General features: G+C 70.8%; 14 protein-coding genes. 6 read left to right on the forward strand and 8 right to left on the reverse strand.

What is annotated here, in order from left to right:
- Positions 1-187 precede the first annotated feature (187 nt).
- The gene (locus D3P35_RS10725) at positions 188-1,408 is read left to right on the forward strand and encodes a PLP-dependent aminotransferase family protein (protein ID WP_198670559.1); all 1,221 of its coding nucleotides are present in this window, start codon (positions 188-190) and stop codon (positions 1,406-1,408) included.
- Positions 1,409-1,478: 70 nt separating this feature from the next.
- Here the strand turns inward: D3P35_RS10725 and paoA are convergent, their stop codons facing one another.
- From paoA to D3P35_RS10750, 5 genes are all read right to left on the reverse strand, one after another.
- A complete protein-coding gene (paoA, locus tag D3P35_RS10730; protein WP_118134726.1) occupies positions 1,479-2,021 on the reverse strand; it encodes an aldehyde dehydrogenase iron-sulfur subunit PaoA in 543 nt (180 codons plus the stop codon).
- A gap of 393 nt (positions 2,022-2,414) precedes the next feature.
- Positions 2,415-3,377 carry an NAD(P)-dependent oxidoreductase gene (locus D3P35_RS10735; RefSeq protein WP_118134727.1) on the reverse strand — a complete coding sequence of 321 codons (963 nt, stop codon included), beginning with the start codon at positions 3,375-3,377 and terminating at the stop codon, positions 2,415-2,417.
- Between the two features lie 40 nt (positions 3,378-3,417).
- The gene (locus D3P35_RS10740) at positions 3,418-4,710 is read right to left on the reverse strand and encodes a TRAP transporter large permease (protein ID WP_118134728.1); all 1,293 of its coding nucleotides are present in this window, start codon (positions 4,708-4,710) and stop codon (positions 3,418-3,420) included.
- A 2-nt stretch (positions 4,711-4,712) separates the two neighbouring features.
- Positions 4,713-5,234: a TRAP transporter small permease gene (locus D3P35_RS10745; protein WP_118134729.1), complete on the reverse strand. Its 522-nt coding sequence runs from the start codon at positions 5,232-5,234 to the stop codon at positions 4,713-4,715.
- A 288-nt stretch (positions 5,235-5,522) separates the two neighbouring features.
- Complete coding sequence (locus D3P35_RS10750) at positions 5,523-6,494, reverse strand: TRAP transporter substrate-binding protein (protein WP_118134730.1); 972 nt, start codon at positions 6,492-6,494, stop codon at positions 5,523-5,525.
- Positions 6,495-6,745: 251 nt separating this feature from the next.
- On the opposite strand from D3P35_RS10750, the gene D3P35_RS10755 reads away from it, so the two are divergent.
- The 4 genes from D3P35_RS10755 (at position 6,746) to D3P35_RS10770 (ending at position 11,714) form a co-directional block, all read left to right on the forward strand.
- Positions 6,746-7,465 carry an FCD domain-containing protein gene (locus tag D3P35_RS10755; protein WP_118134731.1) on the forward strand — a complete coding sequence of 240 codons (720 nt, stop codon included), beginning with the start codon at positions 6,746-6,748 and terminating at the stop codon, positions 7,463-7,465.
- A 63-nt stretch (positions 7,466-7,528) separates the two neighbouring features.
- The gene (otnK, locus tag D3P35_RS10760) at positions 7,529-8,773 is read left to right on the forward strand and encodes a 3-oxo-tetronate kinase (protein ID WP_118134732.1); all 1,245 of its coding nucleotides are present in this window, start codon (positions 7,529-7,531) and stop codon (positions 8,771-8,773) included.
- A complete protein-coding gene (locus tag D3P35_RS10765) occupies positions 8,770-9,417 on the forward strand; it encodes an aldolase (RefSeq protein ID WP_118134733.1) in 648 nt (215 codons plus the stop codon). Before otnK ends, D3P35_RS10765 begins: the two co-directional genes overlap by 4 nt.
- Positions 9,418-9,611: 194 nt before the next feature.
- Positions 9,612-11,714 carry a methyl-accepting chemotaxis protein gene (locus D3P35_RS10770; RefSeq protein WP_118134734.1) on the forward strand — a complete coding sequence of 701 codons (2,103 nt, stop codon included), beginning with the start codon at positions 9,612-9,614 and terminating at the stop codon, positions 11,712-11,714.
- A gap of 20 nt (positions 11,715-11,734) precedes the next feature.
- Here D3P35_RS10770 and D3P35_RS10775 read toward each other — a convergent pair whose 3' ends face one another.
- The 3 genes from D3P35_RS10775 to D3P35_RS10785 all read right to left on the reverse strand — a co-directional run bounded on the left by D3P35_RS10775 (position 11,735) and on the right by D3P35_RS10785 (position 14,411).
- A complete protein-coding gene (locus tag D3P35_RS10775) occupies positions 11,735-12,388 on the reverse strand; it encodes a GntR family transcriptional regulator (protein WP_118134735.1) in 654 nt (217 codons plus the stop codon).
- A gap of 97 nt (positions 12,389-12,485) precedes the next feature.
- A complete protein-coding gene (locus D3P35_RS10780) occupies positions 12,486-13,412 on the reverse strand; it encodes an AEC family transporter (protein WP_118134736.1) in 927 nt (308 codons plus the stop codon).
- Between the two features lie 132 nt (positions 13,413-13,544).
- Complete coding sequence (locus tag D3P35_RS10785; RefSeq protein WP_118134737.1) at positions 13,545-14,411, reverse strand: LysR family transcriptional regulator; 867 nt, start codon at positions 14,409-14,411, stop codon at positions 13,545-13,547.
- A 153-nt stretch (positions 14,412-14,564) separates the two neighbouring features.
- Between D3P35_RS10785 and D3P35_RS10790 the strand changes: the two genes are divergently transcribed.
- Positions 14,565-15,578: a tripartite tricarboxylate transporter substrate binding protein gene (locus D3P35_RS10790; RefSeq protein WP_118134738.1), complete on the forward strand. Its 1,014-nt coding sequence runs from the start codon at positions 14,565-14,567 to the stop codon at positions 15,576-15,578.

Below are 15,578 nucleotides of genomic sequence, written 5' to 3' on the forward strand. Positions count from 1 at the left end.
GACCGCCCGCCGCAGCCGGCGGAGCCCTGCGCCGGGGTGCCTCTTTCCCGAAACAGCCCTGCACCGGGCGCATATCCGAATGAACGTGCGCGGGACGGCGCGTTGACGCAATTAGATTGCGCGTGTCGGGGCGCGGGCGTAATGTCCGGTCCGCAAACCGCCCCCCTCGGGGCGCAAGGAGGACATGATGAACTGGCAGGACATTCTGGCGCGGCGTGCGGGGCGGATGAAGGCATCCGAGATCCGCGAACTTCTCAAGCTGCTGGACCAGCCGGACATCATCTCCTTCGCCGGCGGCATCCCCGACCCGGCGCTGTTCCCGGCCGATGACTTCAAGACGGCCTTCCACGACATCTTCTCCGGGCCGGACGCCACCACGGCGCTGCAATACTCGGTGAGCGAGGGCTACCTGCCGCTGCGCCGCTGGCTGGCGGCGCGCATGGCGGCCCTCGGCGTGCCCTGCGGGCCGGAGAACATCCTGATCACCTCAGGCTCGCAGCAGGCGCTCGACTACCTGGGCAAGATCTTCCTCACCCCCGGCGACACGGCGCTGGTGACCTGGCCCACCTATCTCGGCGCGCTCGGCGCCTTCAACGCCTACGAGCCGCGCTACGACCGGCTGCTGCCGCGGGCCAACCGCTCGGCCGAGGACATCGCGGCGGCGGCGCGCGAGGCCGGCGGCCGGGCGAAATTCGCCTATCTCTCCGCCGATTTCGCCAACCCCACCGGCGAGACGATCGACCGCGCCGGCCGCGAGGCGGTGCTCGCGCTTGCCGACACGCTGGACCTCGCGGTGATCGAGGATGCCGCCTACCAGGACCTGCGCTACGACGGTGAGGCGATCCCGCCCATGCTGGCGCTGGAGATCGCGCGCAAGGGCAGCATCGAGGCCTGCCGCACGGTCTATTGCGGCTCGTTCTCCAAGACGCTCTCGCCGGGGCTGCGGGTGGGCTGGGTCTGCGCCGAATCCTCGCTGATCTCGCGGCTGGTGCTGCTGAAACAGGCGGCGGACCTGCATTCCGCCACGCTGAACCAGATGGCGGTGCACCGGGTGGCCGAGGCCGGGTTCGAGGCCCAGGTCACCCGCGCCCGCGCCGCCTACCGCGCCCGGCGCGACCGGATGCTGGCGGCGCTGGAGCGGCACATGCCCGCCGGCGTGAGCTGGACCGAGCCGGAGGGCGGCATGTTCGTCTGGGTCACGGTGCCCGAGCCGCTGGACGGCGCCGCGCTGCTGGCCCGCGCGGTGAGCGGCCACAAGGTGGCCTTCGTGCCTGGCCGGGCCTTCTTCCCCGACGCCACGGGCGGCAACACCCTGCGCCTGAGCTTCTCGGCCGCCGATGGCGAGACCATCGAGGAGGGCATCCGCCGCATGGGCGCCCTGCTGCACGAGGCCCTGCAACCCGCCTGAGCGGGACGCGCGCCCGGGGGGCCGCCCCGGTGCGCGTCCTGCGCCGCGGTGCCGGGCCAAAAAAGGCCTGCTAGGCCCGCTCCTCCGCGACCTCGGCGATGGCGGCGAGGATGTTGGAATAGGCGCCGCAGCGGCAGATGTTGCCGCTCATCCGCTCGCGGATCTCCTCGGCGGTGATGCGCGGCGCCGCGGCCGGGTCGTCGGCGACATGGCTGGGGATGCCGGCGCGGATCTCCTCCAGCACCGCGGTGGCGGAGCAGATCTGCCCCGGGGTGCAGTAGCCGCACTGGTAGCCGTCGTGCTTCACGAAGGCCGCCTGCATGGCGCCGGGCGCCTCTGCCGTGCCGAGCCCCTCGATGGTGGTCACCTCGTCGCCCTCGTGCATCACCGCGAGCGTGAGGCAGGCGTTGATGCGGGTGCCGTTCACCAGGACGGTGCAGGCGCCGCACTGGCCATGGTCGCAGCCCTTCTTGGAGCCGGTGAGGTGCAGGCTCTCGCGCAGCAGGTCGAGAAGGGTGGTGCGGTTGTCCACCTCGAGGGCGTGGCGGCTGCCGTTGACGGTGAGGGTGAGCGGCGAGCGCGTGGCCGCGCCGGGAGCGTCTGGTGGCGTCATGCTGTCCGGTCCTTGTCTCTGGCTGACGCGCGACGGCGAGAGGCGGCGCGTCACGATGCTGGTGGCAAAGGCTGTCGGGAGGTGAACGCAGGCCAGGGCCAAGGCGTTGCGCCCCGGCCCCTGCATATGGCGCGCGCCGGGCGGCTGACCAGCGGCGCCCGGAGTTGACAGCTGTCAACAGGCGCGCGCGGGCTGGCCCGGTGCGCCGCGCTTGCGGCTGGCAAGGCCGGCGCGCCGCGCATGGTGCGGGGCAAGGGGCAGGGCGCCGCGCTTGCGGTGGCTGGGGACAGAGTGCCGCGCGTGCGGCCAGTGTCAGGGGGCCAGGAGCAGGGCGACGCGCTTGTGGCGGGGGAAGGAAGGGGCGCCGCGCGTGGTGCGGCGCCCCGGGCCGGCTCAGGCGGCCTGGTTGGCGAAGCGGGCCAGCCAGGCGCGGTAGTCGGCGAGGCCTGCGTCGATGTCGGCGAAGCGCGGCTGGAAGCCGATGAGCCGCTGCGCCTTGGAGATGTCGAGCGGCGCGCCGCGCGGCACGAAGGAGCCGGGCCCGAGCGTCATGCCGCTGTCATGGCCGAGGAGCTTCGTCACCCGCTCCACGATCTCCGGGTGGCGGTAGGCGACGCCGCAGGAGATGTTCACGTTCTCGCCGGCCATGCCGTCGGCCTGCAGCAGCTTGACCACGCCCTGGGCGGTGTCGGCGACATGGGTCCAGTCCAGCGCCTGGTCGCCGCCGTTGGGCGAGGCCACGCCCGAGAGGCCCTCCAGCGGGCCGAACATCGCCTGGTAGAGCGCGTGCATGCGCGAGGGGCGCTTGCCGGGGCCGTAGACGAAGTAGAGCCGGGCGTTGCGCACGTCCATGCCGTAGGTTTCGCCGTATTGCAGGGCCAGCACCTCGTTGGCCACCTTGGTGGCGCCGTAGAGGTCGGTGACCTTGATCGGCGTCTCCTCGGTCTGGCCGCCCGGCTGGTCGCCGTAGACCGCGCCGGAGGAGAGGTTGACGAACTTCGGGATGTTGAACACCCGCGCCACTTCCAGCGCGTTCAGCAGGCCCGTGGTGTTGATCGAGATGTTCCTGAACGGGCGCAGCTTGAAGGTGGGGCCGGCGATGACGGCGACACCGAAGATGATCGCCTCGGCTTCGTCTGCATGGGCGCGCACGCGCTCGAACATCGTGTGGGTGTCGAGCACGTCGACCGCCTCGAGCACGAGGTTGTCGCGCACCTCCTCGAGATAGTCGAGGCCGAGCTGGTCGAAGCGGCCGGCGTCCATGTCGAAGATGACGACCTTCTTGCCCTGGCGGGCCAGGTCATGCGCGACCCAGGAGCCGACATGGCCGAGGCCGCCGAAGATGAGTACCGACATCAGAATCCTCCCATCGGGGTGTTTCGCTCGTGCATGGCCATCAGCGCAGCAGCAGGTCGGGGACGACCCGCACCACCCAGGGCACGAAGGTGATCACGAGCAGCATCAGGAAAAGCGGGACGTAGAAGGGCATGATCTCGCGGATCAGCGCGCCGAAGGGGATGTTGGCCACCTTCTGCACGGTGAAGAGCACCGTGCCCACCGGGGGCGTCACCAGCCCGATCATCAGGTTGAAGATCATCATCACGCCGAAATGCACCGGGTCGATGCCGTAGCTCTGCACCAGCGGCACCAGGATGGGGGTGAGCAGGAACAGGGCGGGCACCGAGTCGATGAAGCAGCCGACGATGAGGATGAAGATGTTGAGCAGGATGAGCAACACCCAGGGGTTGGACACCGTCTCCGCCAGGAAGGAGGTGATGTCGCTGGTCACCTGGTAGCGCGCCAGCACCCAGGAATAGAGCGCCGAGCCCGCGATGATGATCAGCAGCGCCGCGGTGTCGACCGCGGTCTCCTTCAGGATCTGCCAGAACTCGCGCAGGGAGACGGTGCGGTAGACCAGGAAGGCCACCGCCATGCAGTAGACCAGTGCGACGGCCGAGGCCTCGGTGGGGGTGAAGAGCCCCGAGAGGATGCCGGCCACGATGATCACCGGGGTGAGCATGGGCAGGATGCCGCGGGCGAAGGCCCGGGCGATCTGGGCCAGGGAGGCGCGCGCCGCCACCGGGTAGCCCCGGCGGATGGAGATGACCGCGACCAGCGCCATCAGGCCGAGGCCCATGAGCAGGCCGGGCACGATGGAGCCGAGGAACACCTCGGCGATGGAGACATTGGCCAGCGCGCCGTAGATCACCGCCGGGATGGAGGGCGGGATGATCGGGCCGATGGTGGCCGAGGCGGCGGTGACGGCGGCGGAGAAGCCGCGGTCGTAGCCGTCCTTCTCCATCGCCTTCATCTGCACCGGGCCGAGGCCGCCGGCATCGGCCACCGCCGAGCCGGACATTCCGGCAAAGAGCATGGAGGAGACCACGTTCACATGGCCCAGGCCGCCGCGCATGTGGCCCACGAGGGAGCGGGCCACGTCGAACACCCGGTCCGAGATGCCGGAGGCGTTCATCAGCCGGCCGATGAGCAGGAAGGCCGGGATGGCGAGCAGGGTGAAGCTGTTCACGCCGTAGAGGGTGCGCTGCGCGATCATGTCGAGCGGCAGGCCCTCGAGGCCGCGGGTGTAGAGCAGCACCGCGGAGGAGGCGCCGATCATCGCGAAGCCGACGGGCACGCCGACGAAGAGCAGGATGAGCAGCGAGCCGAAGAGGGTGGCGAAGAGGATCATTCTCAGAGGCTCCGGGTCTGCGGGGAAACGAGGCCGAGCTTCGCGGCGAGGTCACGCAGCACGAGCAGGCCGAGCAGCACCACGCCCAGGCCCTGCACGAAGTAGAGCCAGGCGAAGGGCATCGGCAGGGTGCTGGCGGCGACATTGGCGGTGCGCTCCATCATGCCCCAGGCGCCGATCACGAGGGCGGCGCAGACCACGAGGGTGATCACGTCGCTGATCGCCTCGAGCACGGCGGCGGCGCGGGGCGGCAGCACGTCGAGCAGCACGGTGATGCGGATCTGGGCGCCGTAGCGCTGCGCGATGGCGGCGCCGAGGAAGATCTCGGCGATGTAGAGGAAGCGCGAGGCCTCGTCCGTCCAGGGCACGCCGATGCCCAGGGCGTAGCGCGACATCACCTGGATGAACATGATCGCCAGCATGGCGAAGAAGCTCACGATGGTGACGACCTCGACGATGCCCCAGAAGCCGGAGGCGAGCCGGGTCCACGGGGCCGGTGCGTCCGGCGTGCGGGAGGCGGTCATGATGCGGGGTCCGTTCTCTTGATGGCGGGGGCGGTGCCGGGCACCGCGGCGCGACCGGCGCGCGGGAGCCCGGGCCGGCGGGCAGCTTCCGGGCAGGCACCGCGAGGGCAGGCGCATGCGGGCGGGCAAAGGCGGGCAGGCGCAGGCGGGCGGGCACAGGCGGGCGGGGCGGGAGCCTTCCCGGGGGACGGTCCCGGACCGGGCCTCCCCCCGCGGGCGGGGGGAGACCGCGGAGCCGGTCCCGGGGCAGGGGCGGCCTGCGGCCACCCCCGCCCGGCGCTGCCCCGATCAGTCGATGAAGGAGAGCACGTAGTCGCGCACGGCGGGGTCGAAGCCCTCGGCAATCTCGCGCACCGCGGGGGCGGCCTTGGCGCGGAAGGCGGCGACATCGGGCTCGATCACTTCCATGCCCTGGGCCTCCAGCTCGGCGTAGAGCTCGGACTGGGACGTCTCGGTGAGCTCGTCACCCCAGGCGATGGCCTCGTCGATGGCGCCCTGCACCATCTCGCGGTCTTCCTCCGACAGGCCCTCGTAGAAGTCGTTGTTCATCAGCCAGTGGAAGAACGAGTACACGTGCTCGGTCTTGTCGACGTAGTTCTGCACCTCGTAGAGCTTGCCGGCGTGGATGTAGCCCACCGGGTTCTCCTGCATGTCGATGACGCCGGTCTGCAGCGAGGTGTAGACCTCCGGCCAGGCGATGGGAGAGGGCAGGGCACCGATCTCGGACCAGATCTTCACCCAGGGCGCGATCTCGGGCACGCGCATGCGCACGCCCTCGACGTCGGCCGGGGTGGTGACCGGCTCCTTGGAGGTGAGGTTGCGCGGGTTGCGCTTCGACAGTCCGACGAGGCGCAGGTTGGCCGAGGCGACCAGGGCCTCGTTCACCGCGTCGCCCATCTCGCCCTCGTAGACCTTCCGCGCCTCCTCGGTGGAGGCGTAGACGAAGGGCAGGTCGGAGGCGGCGAATTTCGGCGCGTAGAGGGACATGGGCATCGAGCCGCCGAGGGCGATCTGGTACTCGCCGAAGCTCGCGCCCTCCAGGTGGTCGCGCTCGCCGCCCACCTCGGTGCCGAGCAGGGTGACGGTGAACTCGCCGTCGGAGCGCTCCTCGATCAGCTCCTTGAGCTTGCGGCCCACGTCGAACATCTCGTGCGAGGGGTCGACGTGCAGGGCGATGGCGATGTCCTCGGCCAGGGCGGCCGGGGCGAGGGCGGTGGCGAAGCCGGCGGCCGCAAGGGCGCCGAGAATGCGGGATCTCATCAGGTTTTCCTCCCCTGAAGGTTCGGGTTGCTTGCCGGCCGGAGCCGGGGTGGTCGGGTCTTGCGCGCCCCGCGCCGGGCCGCGGCGGCCGCCTGCCCGGGCCGCCCTCTCCTCCCGGGAGCGGGTTCGGCGCGGGCCCTTGGCCTGCAACTGGTCTGATAGGTTGACCATCAGACTGTTTGATGCTTTGTGGATCATCATTGGACGGCATGTCAACCGCCGTGTATTGCCGGATGTGGGAGACAGCGATCATGCAGACGAATTCGACAGGCGACCGGCGGCTGGTGAAGCGCAAGCGCATGCACGAGGAACTGGTGGAGATGCTCAGCGAGGACATCCGCTCCGGGGTCTTCGCCGTGGGCGATGCCCTGCCCTCGGAGCGCGAGCTGATGGAGGAGTTCGGGGTATCGCGCCTCACGGTGCGCGAAGCCCTTGGCGCGCTGGAGAAATCCGGCCTCATCGCCGTGCGGCCGGGCACGAGGGCGCGGGTGTGCGAGCCCAGCTCCGACCGGCTGGTGGAGCTGCTCTCGGGCACGGCCACCTTCTACATCTCCCAGCCCGAGGGGCTGCGGAACTTCCAGGACGTGCGCACCCTGGTGGAAACCGGCCTCGCCCGCATGGCCGCCGAGCGCGCCACGCCGGAGGATATCGCCGGCCTGGGCGCGATCCTCGAGGCGAATCGCGCCTCGGTGGGCGACACGGAGGCCTTCGCGCGCACCGACATGGACTTCCACCTCGCCATCGCGCGCATCGTGGGCAACCCGATGCTGGACGCCTTCTACCTGGCGGTGGACCGCTGGCTGCACGAGGTGCGCCTTGTCACCCTGGCCCACGAGGGCCAGATGGAGACGGCATTCGCCGCGCACCAGCGCATCTTCGATGCCATCCGCGCCCGCGACGCCGACCGCGCCTTCGGCGCGATGCGCGAGCACCTGCTGCAGGTCAACAGCATGCACGGGCCCGAGGGCTGAGCGCGGCAGACACACACGAGAGAACCACGCGGGGCACGCCCCCGGACTACGAAGGAGCAGGACATGTTGCTGGGCTGTATCGGTGACGATTTCACGGGATCGAGCGATCTCGCCAACACGCTGGCCAAGCAGGGCATGCGGGTGACGCAGTATTCCGGCGTGCCCGGCGCGCCGGCGGCACCCGATGTGGAGGCCGGCGTCGTGGCGCTCAAATCGCGCACCATCGCGCCGGAGGAGGCGGTGGCCCAGTCGCTCGCCGCCCTCGAATGGCTGCAGGCGCAGGGCTGCCGGCAGTTCCTGTTCAAGTACTGCTCCACCTTCGACAGCACGCCCGAGGGCAACATCGGCCCGGTGGCCGCGGCGCTGGCCGAGCGGCTCGACGCCTGGGACGTGATCGTCTGCCCGGTGTTCCCGGCCACCGGGCGCACGCTGTTCGAGGGCCATCTCTTCGTGAACGGCAAGCTGCTCTCGGAAAGCGGCATGCAGGACCACCCGCTCACCCCGATGACCGATCCCGACATCCGCCGCTGGCTCGCCCGGCAGACCGAAATGCCCGTGGGACATGTCTCCATGGCCGCGGTGCGCAAGGGCTCGGCCGCCATCTCGGAGGCCTTCGCCGCCGAGCGCGCCGCCGGCCGGCGGCTGATCGTGACCGACGCCATCGCCGACGAAGACCTCATGGAGATCGGCACCGCCGCCGCGGGCCTGCCGCTCATCACCGGCGGCTCGGGCATCGCCATGGGCCTGCCGGAGAACTTCCGCCGCGAGGGGCTGCTCGCCGGCGGCGGCTATGACTGGCAGGGCTCCGACGGGCCCTGCGTGGTGCTCTCGGGTTCCTGCTCGGTCGCGACGCGCGGCCAGGTGGCCTATCACAAGGCCCGCCACCCGGCGCTGCAGATCACCGTGGACGCGGTGATCGCCGGCACCACCACCGCGCCAGGCGTGGCCGACTGGCTGCTGGCGCAGGACGGCCTGCCGCTCGCCTATGCCACCGCCGAGCCCGCCGTGGTGCGCGCGGCACAGGAGAAATACGGCCGCGAGCGCGCCGCCTCCGCCATCGAGGACCTGTTCGCCGAGGTCACCCGCCTCGTGGTGGCACGCGGCGCCACGCGCATCATCGCCGCCGGCGGCGAGACCTCGGGCGCCGTGGTCGAGGCGCTCGACCTCGACGCGCTCGCCATCGGCCCGGAGATCGCCCCCGGCGCCCCGGCGCTGGCCGCCGGCCCGCTGCGCCTCACCCTCAAATCCGGCAATTTCGGCGACGAGGCCTTCTTCGAGACCGCCGCGAAGGTTCTGGAGGGCGCATGAGCGAGGAAGCCAGCCTGCGCGAACGCATCTGCTTCTTCGCGCGCTCCCTCTACGAGCGGGGCCTGACCAGCGGCTCCACCGGCAACATCTCGGCCCGCCTGTCGGACGGCGGGCTGCTCGTCACCCCCACGGGCTCGAGCATGGGCCGGCTCGACCCCGCCCGGCTCTCGCTGTTCGACGCCTCGGGCAAGCTGGTCTCCGGTGACAAGCCGACCAAGGAAATGCCGTTGCATTCAGCCTTCTACGAGACGCGCAAGGGGGCGGGCGCCGTGGTGCACCTGCATTCCACCCACTCGGTAGCACTCTCCATGCTGCCCGAGACCGACCCCGACAACGTGCTGCCGCCGCTCACCCCCTACGCCATCATGAAGCTCGGCAAGGTCAAGCTGCTGCCCTATTTCCGCCCCGGTGACGCAGGGATGGGCGAGGCGGTGCGCGGGCTTGCCGGCAAGCGCTCGGCGGTGCTGCTGGCCAACCACGGCCCGGTGGTGGCCTCGAAGGATCTCGAGGCGGCGGTCTATGCCATGGAGGAGCTGGAGGAGACCGCGAAACTCGCCATGCTCACCCGCGGCATGCACCCCCGCATGCTCTCCGACGACCAGGTGACCGACCTGGTGAAGACCTTCGAGGTCGACTGGGACTGACGGTCCGGCCCCCGGGGGCCGAATCGCGAACGCCGTTCATCGCCGGTTAAGCCGGCTCCTGTAGCTCTCCCGTTCTGGGGCAGGCCGCATCTGCGGGAATACCCCTCGCAGGCGCGGCCTGCGGGTGTCGTCCTTGCAGGCTCGCGCCTGCGGGGCCTGCGCATTGCGTATCCGGTCCGGAACGGGAGACCTTGATGATCGGCTTTCTGGGAAACAGCATCGCCCGGCGCCTGTATGTGCTGATCGGCATCTTCGCCATCGGCTTCGTGGGCATCGTCGGCTACCAGCTCCTCACGCTGCGGGAGAATCTCGGCAGCTTCAAGCGCAGCGAGCTGGTCAGTGTCGTCGGTGCCGCGCACAGCATCGTGCAGGACCATTACGACCGCGCGCAGGCCGGTGAATTCTCCGAGGAGGAGGCGAAGTCCCGCGCGCTCGAGGTGCTGCGCGGCGTGCGCTACCAGGACGGCGGCTATCTCTTCGTCGACAGTTTCGACATGGTGCTGCTCATGCACCCCACCAAGCCGGAGAAGCAGGGCTCCGACCGGTCGGTGGAGCAGGACGGCCGCGGCAAGCTGTTCATGAAGGAGATGATCTCGCGCACCGAGGCCGACGGCTCGGCCTTCGTGGAGTACAATTTCAAGAACCCCGCCGGCGGCTGGGACGACAAGCTCACCTATGCCGAGGCCTTCCGCCCCTGGGGCTGGACCATCGCCTCCGGCGTGCTCTTCACCAGCGTGAACGACATCTTCCTCAACGCGGCCACCGTGAGCGGTCTCGTCACCGCGGCGATCATCGTCGCGATGCTGGGGCTCGGTGTCGTGGTGGCGCGCTCGATCACCCGGCCGATGTCGCGGCTCAACTCCGACATGCTCGCCATCGCTGAGGGCAATTTCGACATCGAGCTGCAGGGGCGTGAGCGTCGTGACGAGATCGGCGGCATGACCCGCGCCGTGGAGGTGTTCCGCGAGAACGGACTGAAGGTGGCCCGGCTCACCGAGGCCGAGGCCGCCCGTGCCGTGGCCGACAAGGAGGCGCGCGCCCGGATGATGGGCGAGTTGCAGCAGGCCTTCGGCGATGTCGTCGACGGCGCCGCGAAGGGCGATTTCCACCGCCGCGTGACCGCGAAGTTCCCGGACGCCGAGCTCAATGCCCTCGCCGACGGGGTGAACAGGCTGGTGGAGACGGTGGAGCGCGGGCTGACCGAGACCGGCGGCGTGCTCTCGGCGCTCGCCAACACCGATCTCACCCAGCGGGTGGAGGGGCGCTACGAGGGCGATTTCGCCAAGCTGCGCGACAACACCAACAAGGTGGCGGACCGGATGTCCGACATCGTGGTGCAGCTGCGCCGCACCTCCGGCGCGCTGCGCTCGGCGACCAGCGACATCCTGCTCGGCTCGCATGACCTCTCGGACCGCAGCTCCCGCCAGGCTGCGACCATCGAGGAGACATCGGCGGCGATGCAGGAGCTCGCCTCCACCGTGGTCGCGAACGCCAAGAAGGCCGAGGAGGCCAGCCAGAACGCCGGCAAGGTCTCCCAGGCCGCCGAGGACGGCGGCAAGGTGATGGCCGAGGCCACCACCGCGATGCAGCGCATCCGCAGCTCCTCGGACAAGATCTCCAGCATCATCGGCATGATCGACGACATCGCCTTCCAGACCAACCTGCTGGCGTTGAACGCCTCGGTGGAGGCGGCACGCGCCGGCGAGGCCGGCAAGGGCTTCGCCGTGGTGGCCGTGGAAGTGCGGCGCCTTGCGCAGAGCGCGGCCGAGGCCTCGGCCGAGGTGAAGGCACTGGTCGAGCAGAGCGCATCCGAGGTCGGGGACGGCTCGCGGCTGGTGGCCGAGGCGGCGCAGCGGCTCGAGGCCATGCTCTCCTCGGCGCGGGAGAACCGCTCCCTGCTCGACAGCATCGCCGAGGCCAGCCGCGAACAGGCCTCCTCGATCCGCGAGGTCGACAGCGCCGTGCGCCAGATGGACGAGATGACCCAGCACAACGCTTCGCTCGTGGAAGAGACCAATGCCGCGATCCAGAAGACGGAGGTGCAGGCTCGCGAACTCGACACGCTGGTCGATGTCTTCCGGGTGAAGGACGGCTCAGTGTCGCCCGGGGCGGCGAGCTCCGTGCCACGCGCCCCGGCAAAGCCCGCGGCCCCGGCGCCGAAGCCCGCCGCACCGGCCAGGGCCAGCCAGCCCGCGAAACCGGCGGCACCCGCCGCGAAGGGCCCGAAACACGCCCCGCCGCGCAGCACCGGCAACCTTGCGCTCAAGGATGACGAGGAAAGCTGGGAAGGCTTCTGAGCCGCCGCGCCCGGGCTTGCTCAGCCGATGAGCCGCTCGATGATCGACTGGCGCACGGCGTCGAGATGACGGCAGACGGCGGCCTCGGCCGCCGTCTTGTCGGTTCCGCGCAGGGCCTCGACGATCTCGAGATGCTCCCGGCAGGTGTCCGCAAAGCGCTCGGGCAGGTTCTTGAGGTCGAAGATCTGCGTCTGCAGGCGCAGGTTGTGAACGATGGCGCTGAGCTGCCGGTTGCCGGCCACCTCGGACATGGCACCGTGCAGGTCCTCGTCCACGGCCCGGATCTCGGCGCGGGTTGCCGGGTTGCCGTCGGCATGGGCCTGCAGCATGCTGCGCAACTGCGCCTCGATACGGTCGAGCCGCTCCGCCGGCACCCTGCCGGTGGAGAGCCGGGCCGCCTCGGCCTCCAGCAGCCGGCGCAGGGCGAGGTTTTCCATGTAGCGCGTGATGTCCATGGTCATCACGCGCAGCAGGCGCGGGCCCTCGCGCACCACGATGCCGTCGCCCTCCAGCATCAGCAGCGCGTCGCGCAGGGGCGTGCGCGACATGCCCAGCTCCGCCGCCAGCCGCCGCTCCTGGATCACCGTGCCGGCGGGCAGGGAGCCGTCGAGCACCAGTTCCATGATCCGGTCATAGGCCTGTTCGGAAAGCCGTCTGTCGAGCTGCACCTGCATGAAATCTCCTCCTGGGCCACCCCCGGGCCGGGCGGCGCCGGCCGTTTCCTCCTGACTACACCGAAACCGGCCGGCATTGCGACCGGACAAAGCGCCTTCAGCCGGCCACGGGCCCGAGCAGCAGCATCGCCACCGGAACCGCGACCAGCGCGACGGCGGTCTGGAAGGAGATGATCGCGGCCATAAGCGGCGCGTTGCCGCCGAGCTGCCGGGCCATCACGTAGGAGGAGGAGGCGGTGGGCAGGGCCTGGAACATCACCGCCACCAGCGCCGCCTCGCCGTGCAGGCCCCAGAGCCGGCAGAACAGCACGGTGACCACCGGCAGCAGGGCGAATTTCGCCGCCGAGGCGAGCAGGGCCGGGCGCAGCCCGCTGCCCAGCACCCTCAGGTCCATCGCCGCGCCGACGCAGAGCAGGCCGAGCGGCAGGGCCGCGCCGCCGAGCGCCTTCAGCGCGCCGTCGAGACCGGGCGGAACGCCGATGCCGGTGAGCCGCAGCGTGAGCCCGGCGGCGCATCCGAGGATCAGCGGGTTGCGCAGGATGCTGCGCGCGAGGCCGCGCAGGCCCGGGCTGGCCGGGCCGCTCCTGGCGAACACCCCGGCGCAGAGGATGTTCACCGTGGGCACGATGGCGGCATTCGCCACCGCGGCGAGGGCGATGCCCGGCACGCCGAACAGCCCGGCGGCGATGGTGACGCCGACGTAGTTGTTGAAGCGCACGCTGCCCTGGAAGACGGAGGTGAAGCTCGCCCCGTCGAGCCCGAGAAAGCGCTCCGCCGCCAGCACGATGGCCGCCCCGAGCAGGGTGGCGGAGATCAGCGTGAGCACCATCGCCAGCACCGGCACGCCGGAAAGGTCAGCCGTTGCAAGGCCATGGGTGAAGAGTGCCGGCAGCAGCACGAAGTAGCTCAGCCGCTCCGCCGGCGCCCAGAACGGCTCGGGCAGGAAGGCGCTGCGCCGCAGCCAGAAGCCCAGCCCGATCAGCAGCACGATGGGCACCAGTGCGAGGAGCACCATCGCGGTCATCGCGGCACCGGGGCGGCAGAGGCGGGAGGGCAGGACATGCGGAGGGCCTTTCACGGAACGGTGAACCCACCAGATAGGGCGGTCTGCCGTGAAAGGAAAATGCTGAATTGTGAGGCGACGGGTGAGAAAAACTCAACGTTCGCGCAGCTCGGCGATGAGGGCGGCGGAGAAGCGCACCCGCGCGCTGTCGTCGCGCTCCAGCAGGCCCATGCTGCGGGTGAGCTGCGGGCTGCCGAAGGGCTGGCGGGCGAGTGGCGGGGCGCGCTCGAACTCGCGCTCGTCGAGCGGCACGATGGCCACGCCCAGCCCGTTCGCCGCCATGCGCAGCAGCGCCTCCTGGCTGTCGATCTCCATCAGCTCGGTGACCGGGATGGCCTGGCGCCGCAGCTCGTCGTCGATCAGCCGGCCGGCCCAGGCGCGCTTGTCGAAGCGCAGGAAGGGCTCGGTGGTGAGCAGCGCGCGGGCGTCGCGCCCGGCGAGATGGGGGGCCGCCACCACCCAGAACCCGTGGCCATAGGCCGGCGTGAAGCGCAACCCCTGCGGCCAGGGCGGCACCGGCTGGGTGGTGATGGCGGCGTCGAGCTCGCCGTCGCCGATGCGCCGGGCGAGCTCGGCCGACATGCCGGAGGAGACCGAGATCCGCAGGCGCGGATGGGCGGCGCGCAGGCGGGCGAGGGCGTCGGGCAGGGGGCCGGCGAGGGCGGTCTGCACCGCGCCGAGCCGCAGCTGGCCGACGAGATCGGGGCCGCTGGCCAGCGCCTCGCCCATGCCGTCCCAGGCGGCGAGGATCGCCTCGGCGCGCAGCAGAGCCTCGCGCCCCGCCTCGGTGAGGCGCACGGCGCGGTGGCTGCGGTCGAACAGCGCCACGGCGAACTCTGTCTCCAGCGTCTTCACGTGCAGGCTCACCGCCGAGGGTGTGAGGCCCAGCGTCTCGGCGGCGCGGGCGAAGGAGCCGTGCCGGGCGATGGCCACCAGGCTCCGGAGGGCGCGCAGGCTCATGGTTTCTCCCCTGCCGCCGGGGGTGGCGGGCCCGGCGAGAATGCCCGCGCCGGCCCCGCCACGGCAAGCCGGCTCCGACCACGAGGGCGTTGACAGAATCGAATCCCGGAAGTTACTGACTGGTTAGTAACAAAAAACACTGGGAGGAAACCGATGACCCGCAAGCATGCGTTTGTCGCGGCAGGGATGCTTGCCGCCCTGGCGGCAGCAGGCCCCGCACTGGCCGAGTGGCAGCCCGACCGTCCCATCAACATCATCGTGCCGTGGTCGGCCGGCGGCTCGACCGACCAGGTCACCCGCGTGGTGGCGCCGATCCTGGAGGAGGCGCTCGGCACGCCCGTGGTGGTGGTGAACCAGCCCGGCGCCTCGGGCTCGATCGGCACGAAGGCCGCCCTCGACGCCCCGCGCGACGGCTACACCTGGACCGCGAACGCCATCGCCAACAACGCCACCTACGCGGTGACCGGCCTGCTCGAGGACACCTCGATCGACGATTACCGGGTGTACCTGCACGTGGCGAACGTGCCGGTGGTGGGCGTGAACGCCGATGCCCCGGAGCAGGATTTCGCCGCATTGCTGGAGAAGATCCGCGGCGGCGGCATCACCGTGGGCACGGCGGGGGTGAACTCCTCGGGCGGCATGGCGCTGGCGGCGCTGCGCGAGGCGGCGGGCGAGCCCTTCAACGCCCGGATGGTCACCTATGACGGCGGCAACCCGGCGGTGATCGCGGCGGCGAGCGGCGAGGTGGAGGCCACCACCCAGCTCGCGGTGGAGCAGGCGGAGATGATCCGCGGCGGCCGCATCCGCCCGCTCGCGGTGCTCTCGGACAAGGCGCTGGAGATCGAGGGGCTGGAGCCGATCCCGCCGGTGACGGAGTGGCTGCCGGACATGCATGTGGCGGCGGATTACTTCGGCGTGTTCATCCCCGCCGGCGCCCCGCAGGAGGTGTACGACACGGTCGACAAGGTGTGGCAGGAGAAGGTGATGACCTCGCCGGAGCTGAAGAAATACGCCGCCGAGCGCGGTGCGGTCTTCGCGCCGGCCTGGGGCGAGGGCGCGCGCGACCAGGCGATGCCCGTGGTGATCTCGGAGGCCTGCGGCCGGGTGGCGCGCGGCGAGGCGGTGATCGACCCGAAGGAAATCGGCATCGACTGCCCCGCCGGCTGA

The sequence above is a fragment of the Oceanicella sp. SM1341 genome, assembly GCF_003448965.1.
Classification (GTDB): Bacteria; Pseudomonadota; Alphaproteobacteria; order Rhodobacterales; family Rhodobacteraceae; genus Paroceanicella.

What these genes read in the sequence shown, in the direction of transcription:
- D3P35_RS10765 (WP_118134733.1), top strand. Translation starts at nt 8,770, where the DNA reads ATGAGCGAGGAAGCCAGCCTGCGCGAACGCATCTGCTTCTTCGCGCGC.
- D3P35_RS10780 (WP_118134736.1), bottom strand. Translation starts at nt 13,412, where the DNA reads ATGACCGCGATGGTGCTCCTCGCACTGGTGCCCATCGTGCTGCTGATC.
- D3P35_RS10790 (WP_118134738.1), top strand. Translation starts at nt 14,565, where the DNA reads ATGACCCGCAAGCATGCGTTTGTCGCGGCAGGGATGCTTGCCGCCCTG.
- D3P35_RS10740 (WP_118134728.1), bottom strand. Translation starts at nt 4,710, where the DNA reads ATGATCCTCTTCGCCACCCTCTTCGGCTCGCTGCTCATCCTGCTCTTC.
- D3P35_RS10725 (WP_198670559.1), top strand. Translation starts at nt 188, where the DNA reads ATGAACTGGCAGGACATTCTGGCGCGGCGTGCGGGGCGGATGAAGGCA.
- D3P35_RS10785 (WP_118134737.1), bottom strand. Translation starts at nt 14,411, where the DNA reads ATGAGCCTGCGCGCCCTCCGGAGCCTGGTGGCCATCGCCCGGCACGGC.
- D3P35_RS10745 (WP_118134729.1), bottom strand. Translation starts at nt 5,234, where the DNA reads ATGACCGCCTCCCGCACGCCGGACGCACCGGCCCCGTGGACCCGGCTC.
- D3P35_RS10770 (WP_118134734.1), top strand. Translation starts at nt 9,612, where the DNA reads ATGATCGGCTTTCTGGGAAACAGCATCGCCCGGCGCCTGTATGTGCTG.
- D3P35_RS10775 (WP_118134735.1), bottom strand. Translation starts at nt 12,388, where the DNA reads ATGCAGGTGCAGCTCGACAGACGGCTTTCCGAACAGGCCTATGACCGG.
- paoA (WP_118134726.1), bottom strand. Translation starts at nt 2,021, where the DNA reads ATGACGCCACCAGACGCTCCCGGCGCGGCCACGCGCTCGCCGCTCACC.
- D3P35_RS10750 (WP_118134730.1), bottom strand. Translation starts at nt 6,494, where the DNA reads ATGAGATCCCGCATTCTCGGCGCCCTTGCGGCCGCCGGCTTCGCCACC.
- D3P35_RS10755 (WP_118134731.1), top strand. Translation starts at nt 6,746, where the DNA reads ATGCAGACGAATTCGACAGGCGACCGGCGGCTGGTGAAGCGCAAGCGC.
- D3P35_RS10735 (WP_118134727.1), bottom strand. Translation starts at nt 3,377, where the DNA reads ATGTCGGTACTCATCTTCGGCGGCCTCGGCCATGTCGGCTCCTGGGTC.
- otnK (WP_118134732.1), top strand. Translation starts at nt 7,529, where the DNA reads ATGTTGCTGGGCTGTATCGGTGACGATTTCACGGGATCGAGCGATCTC.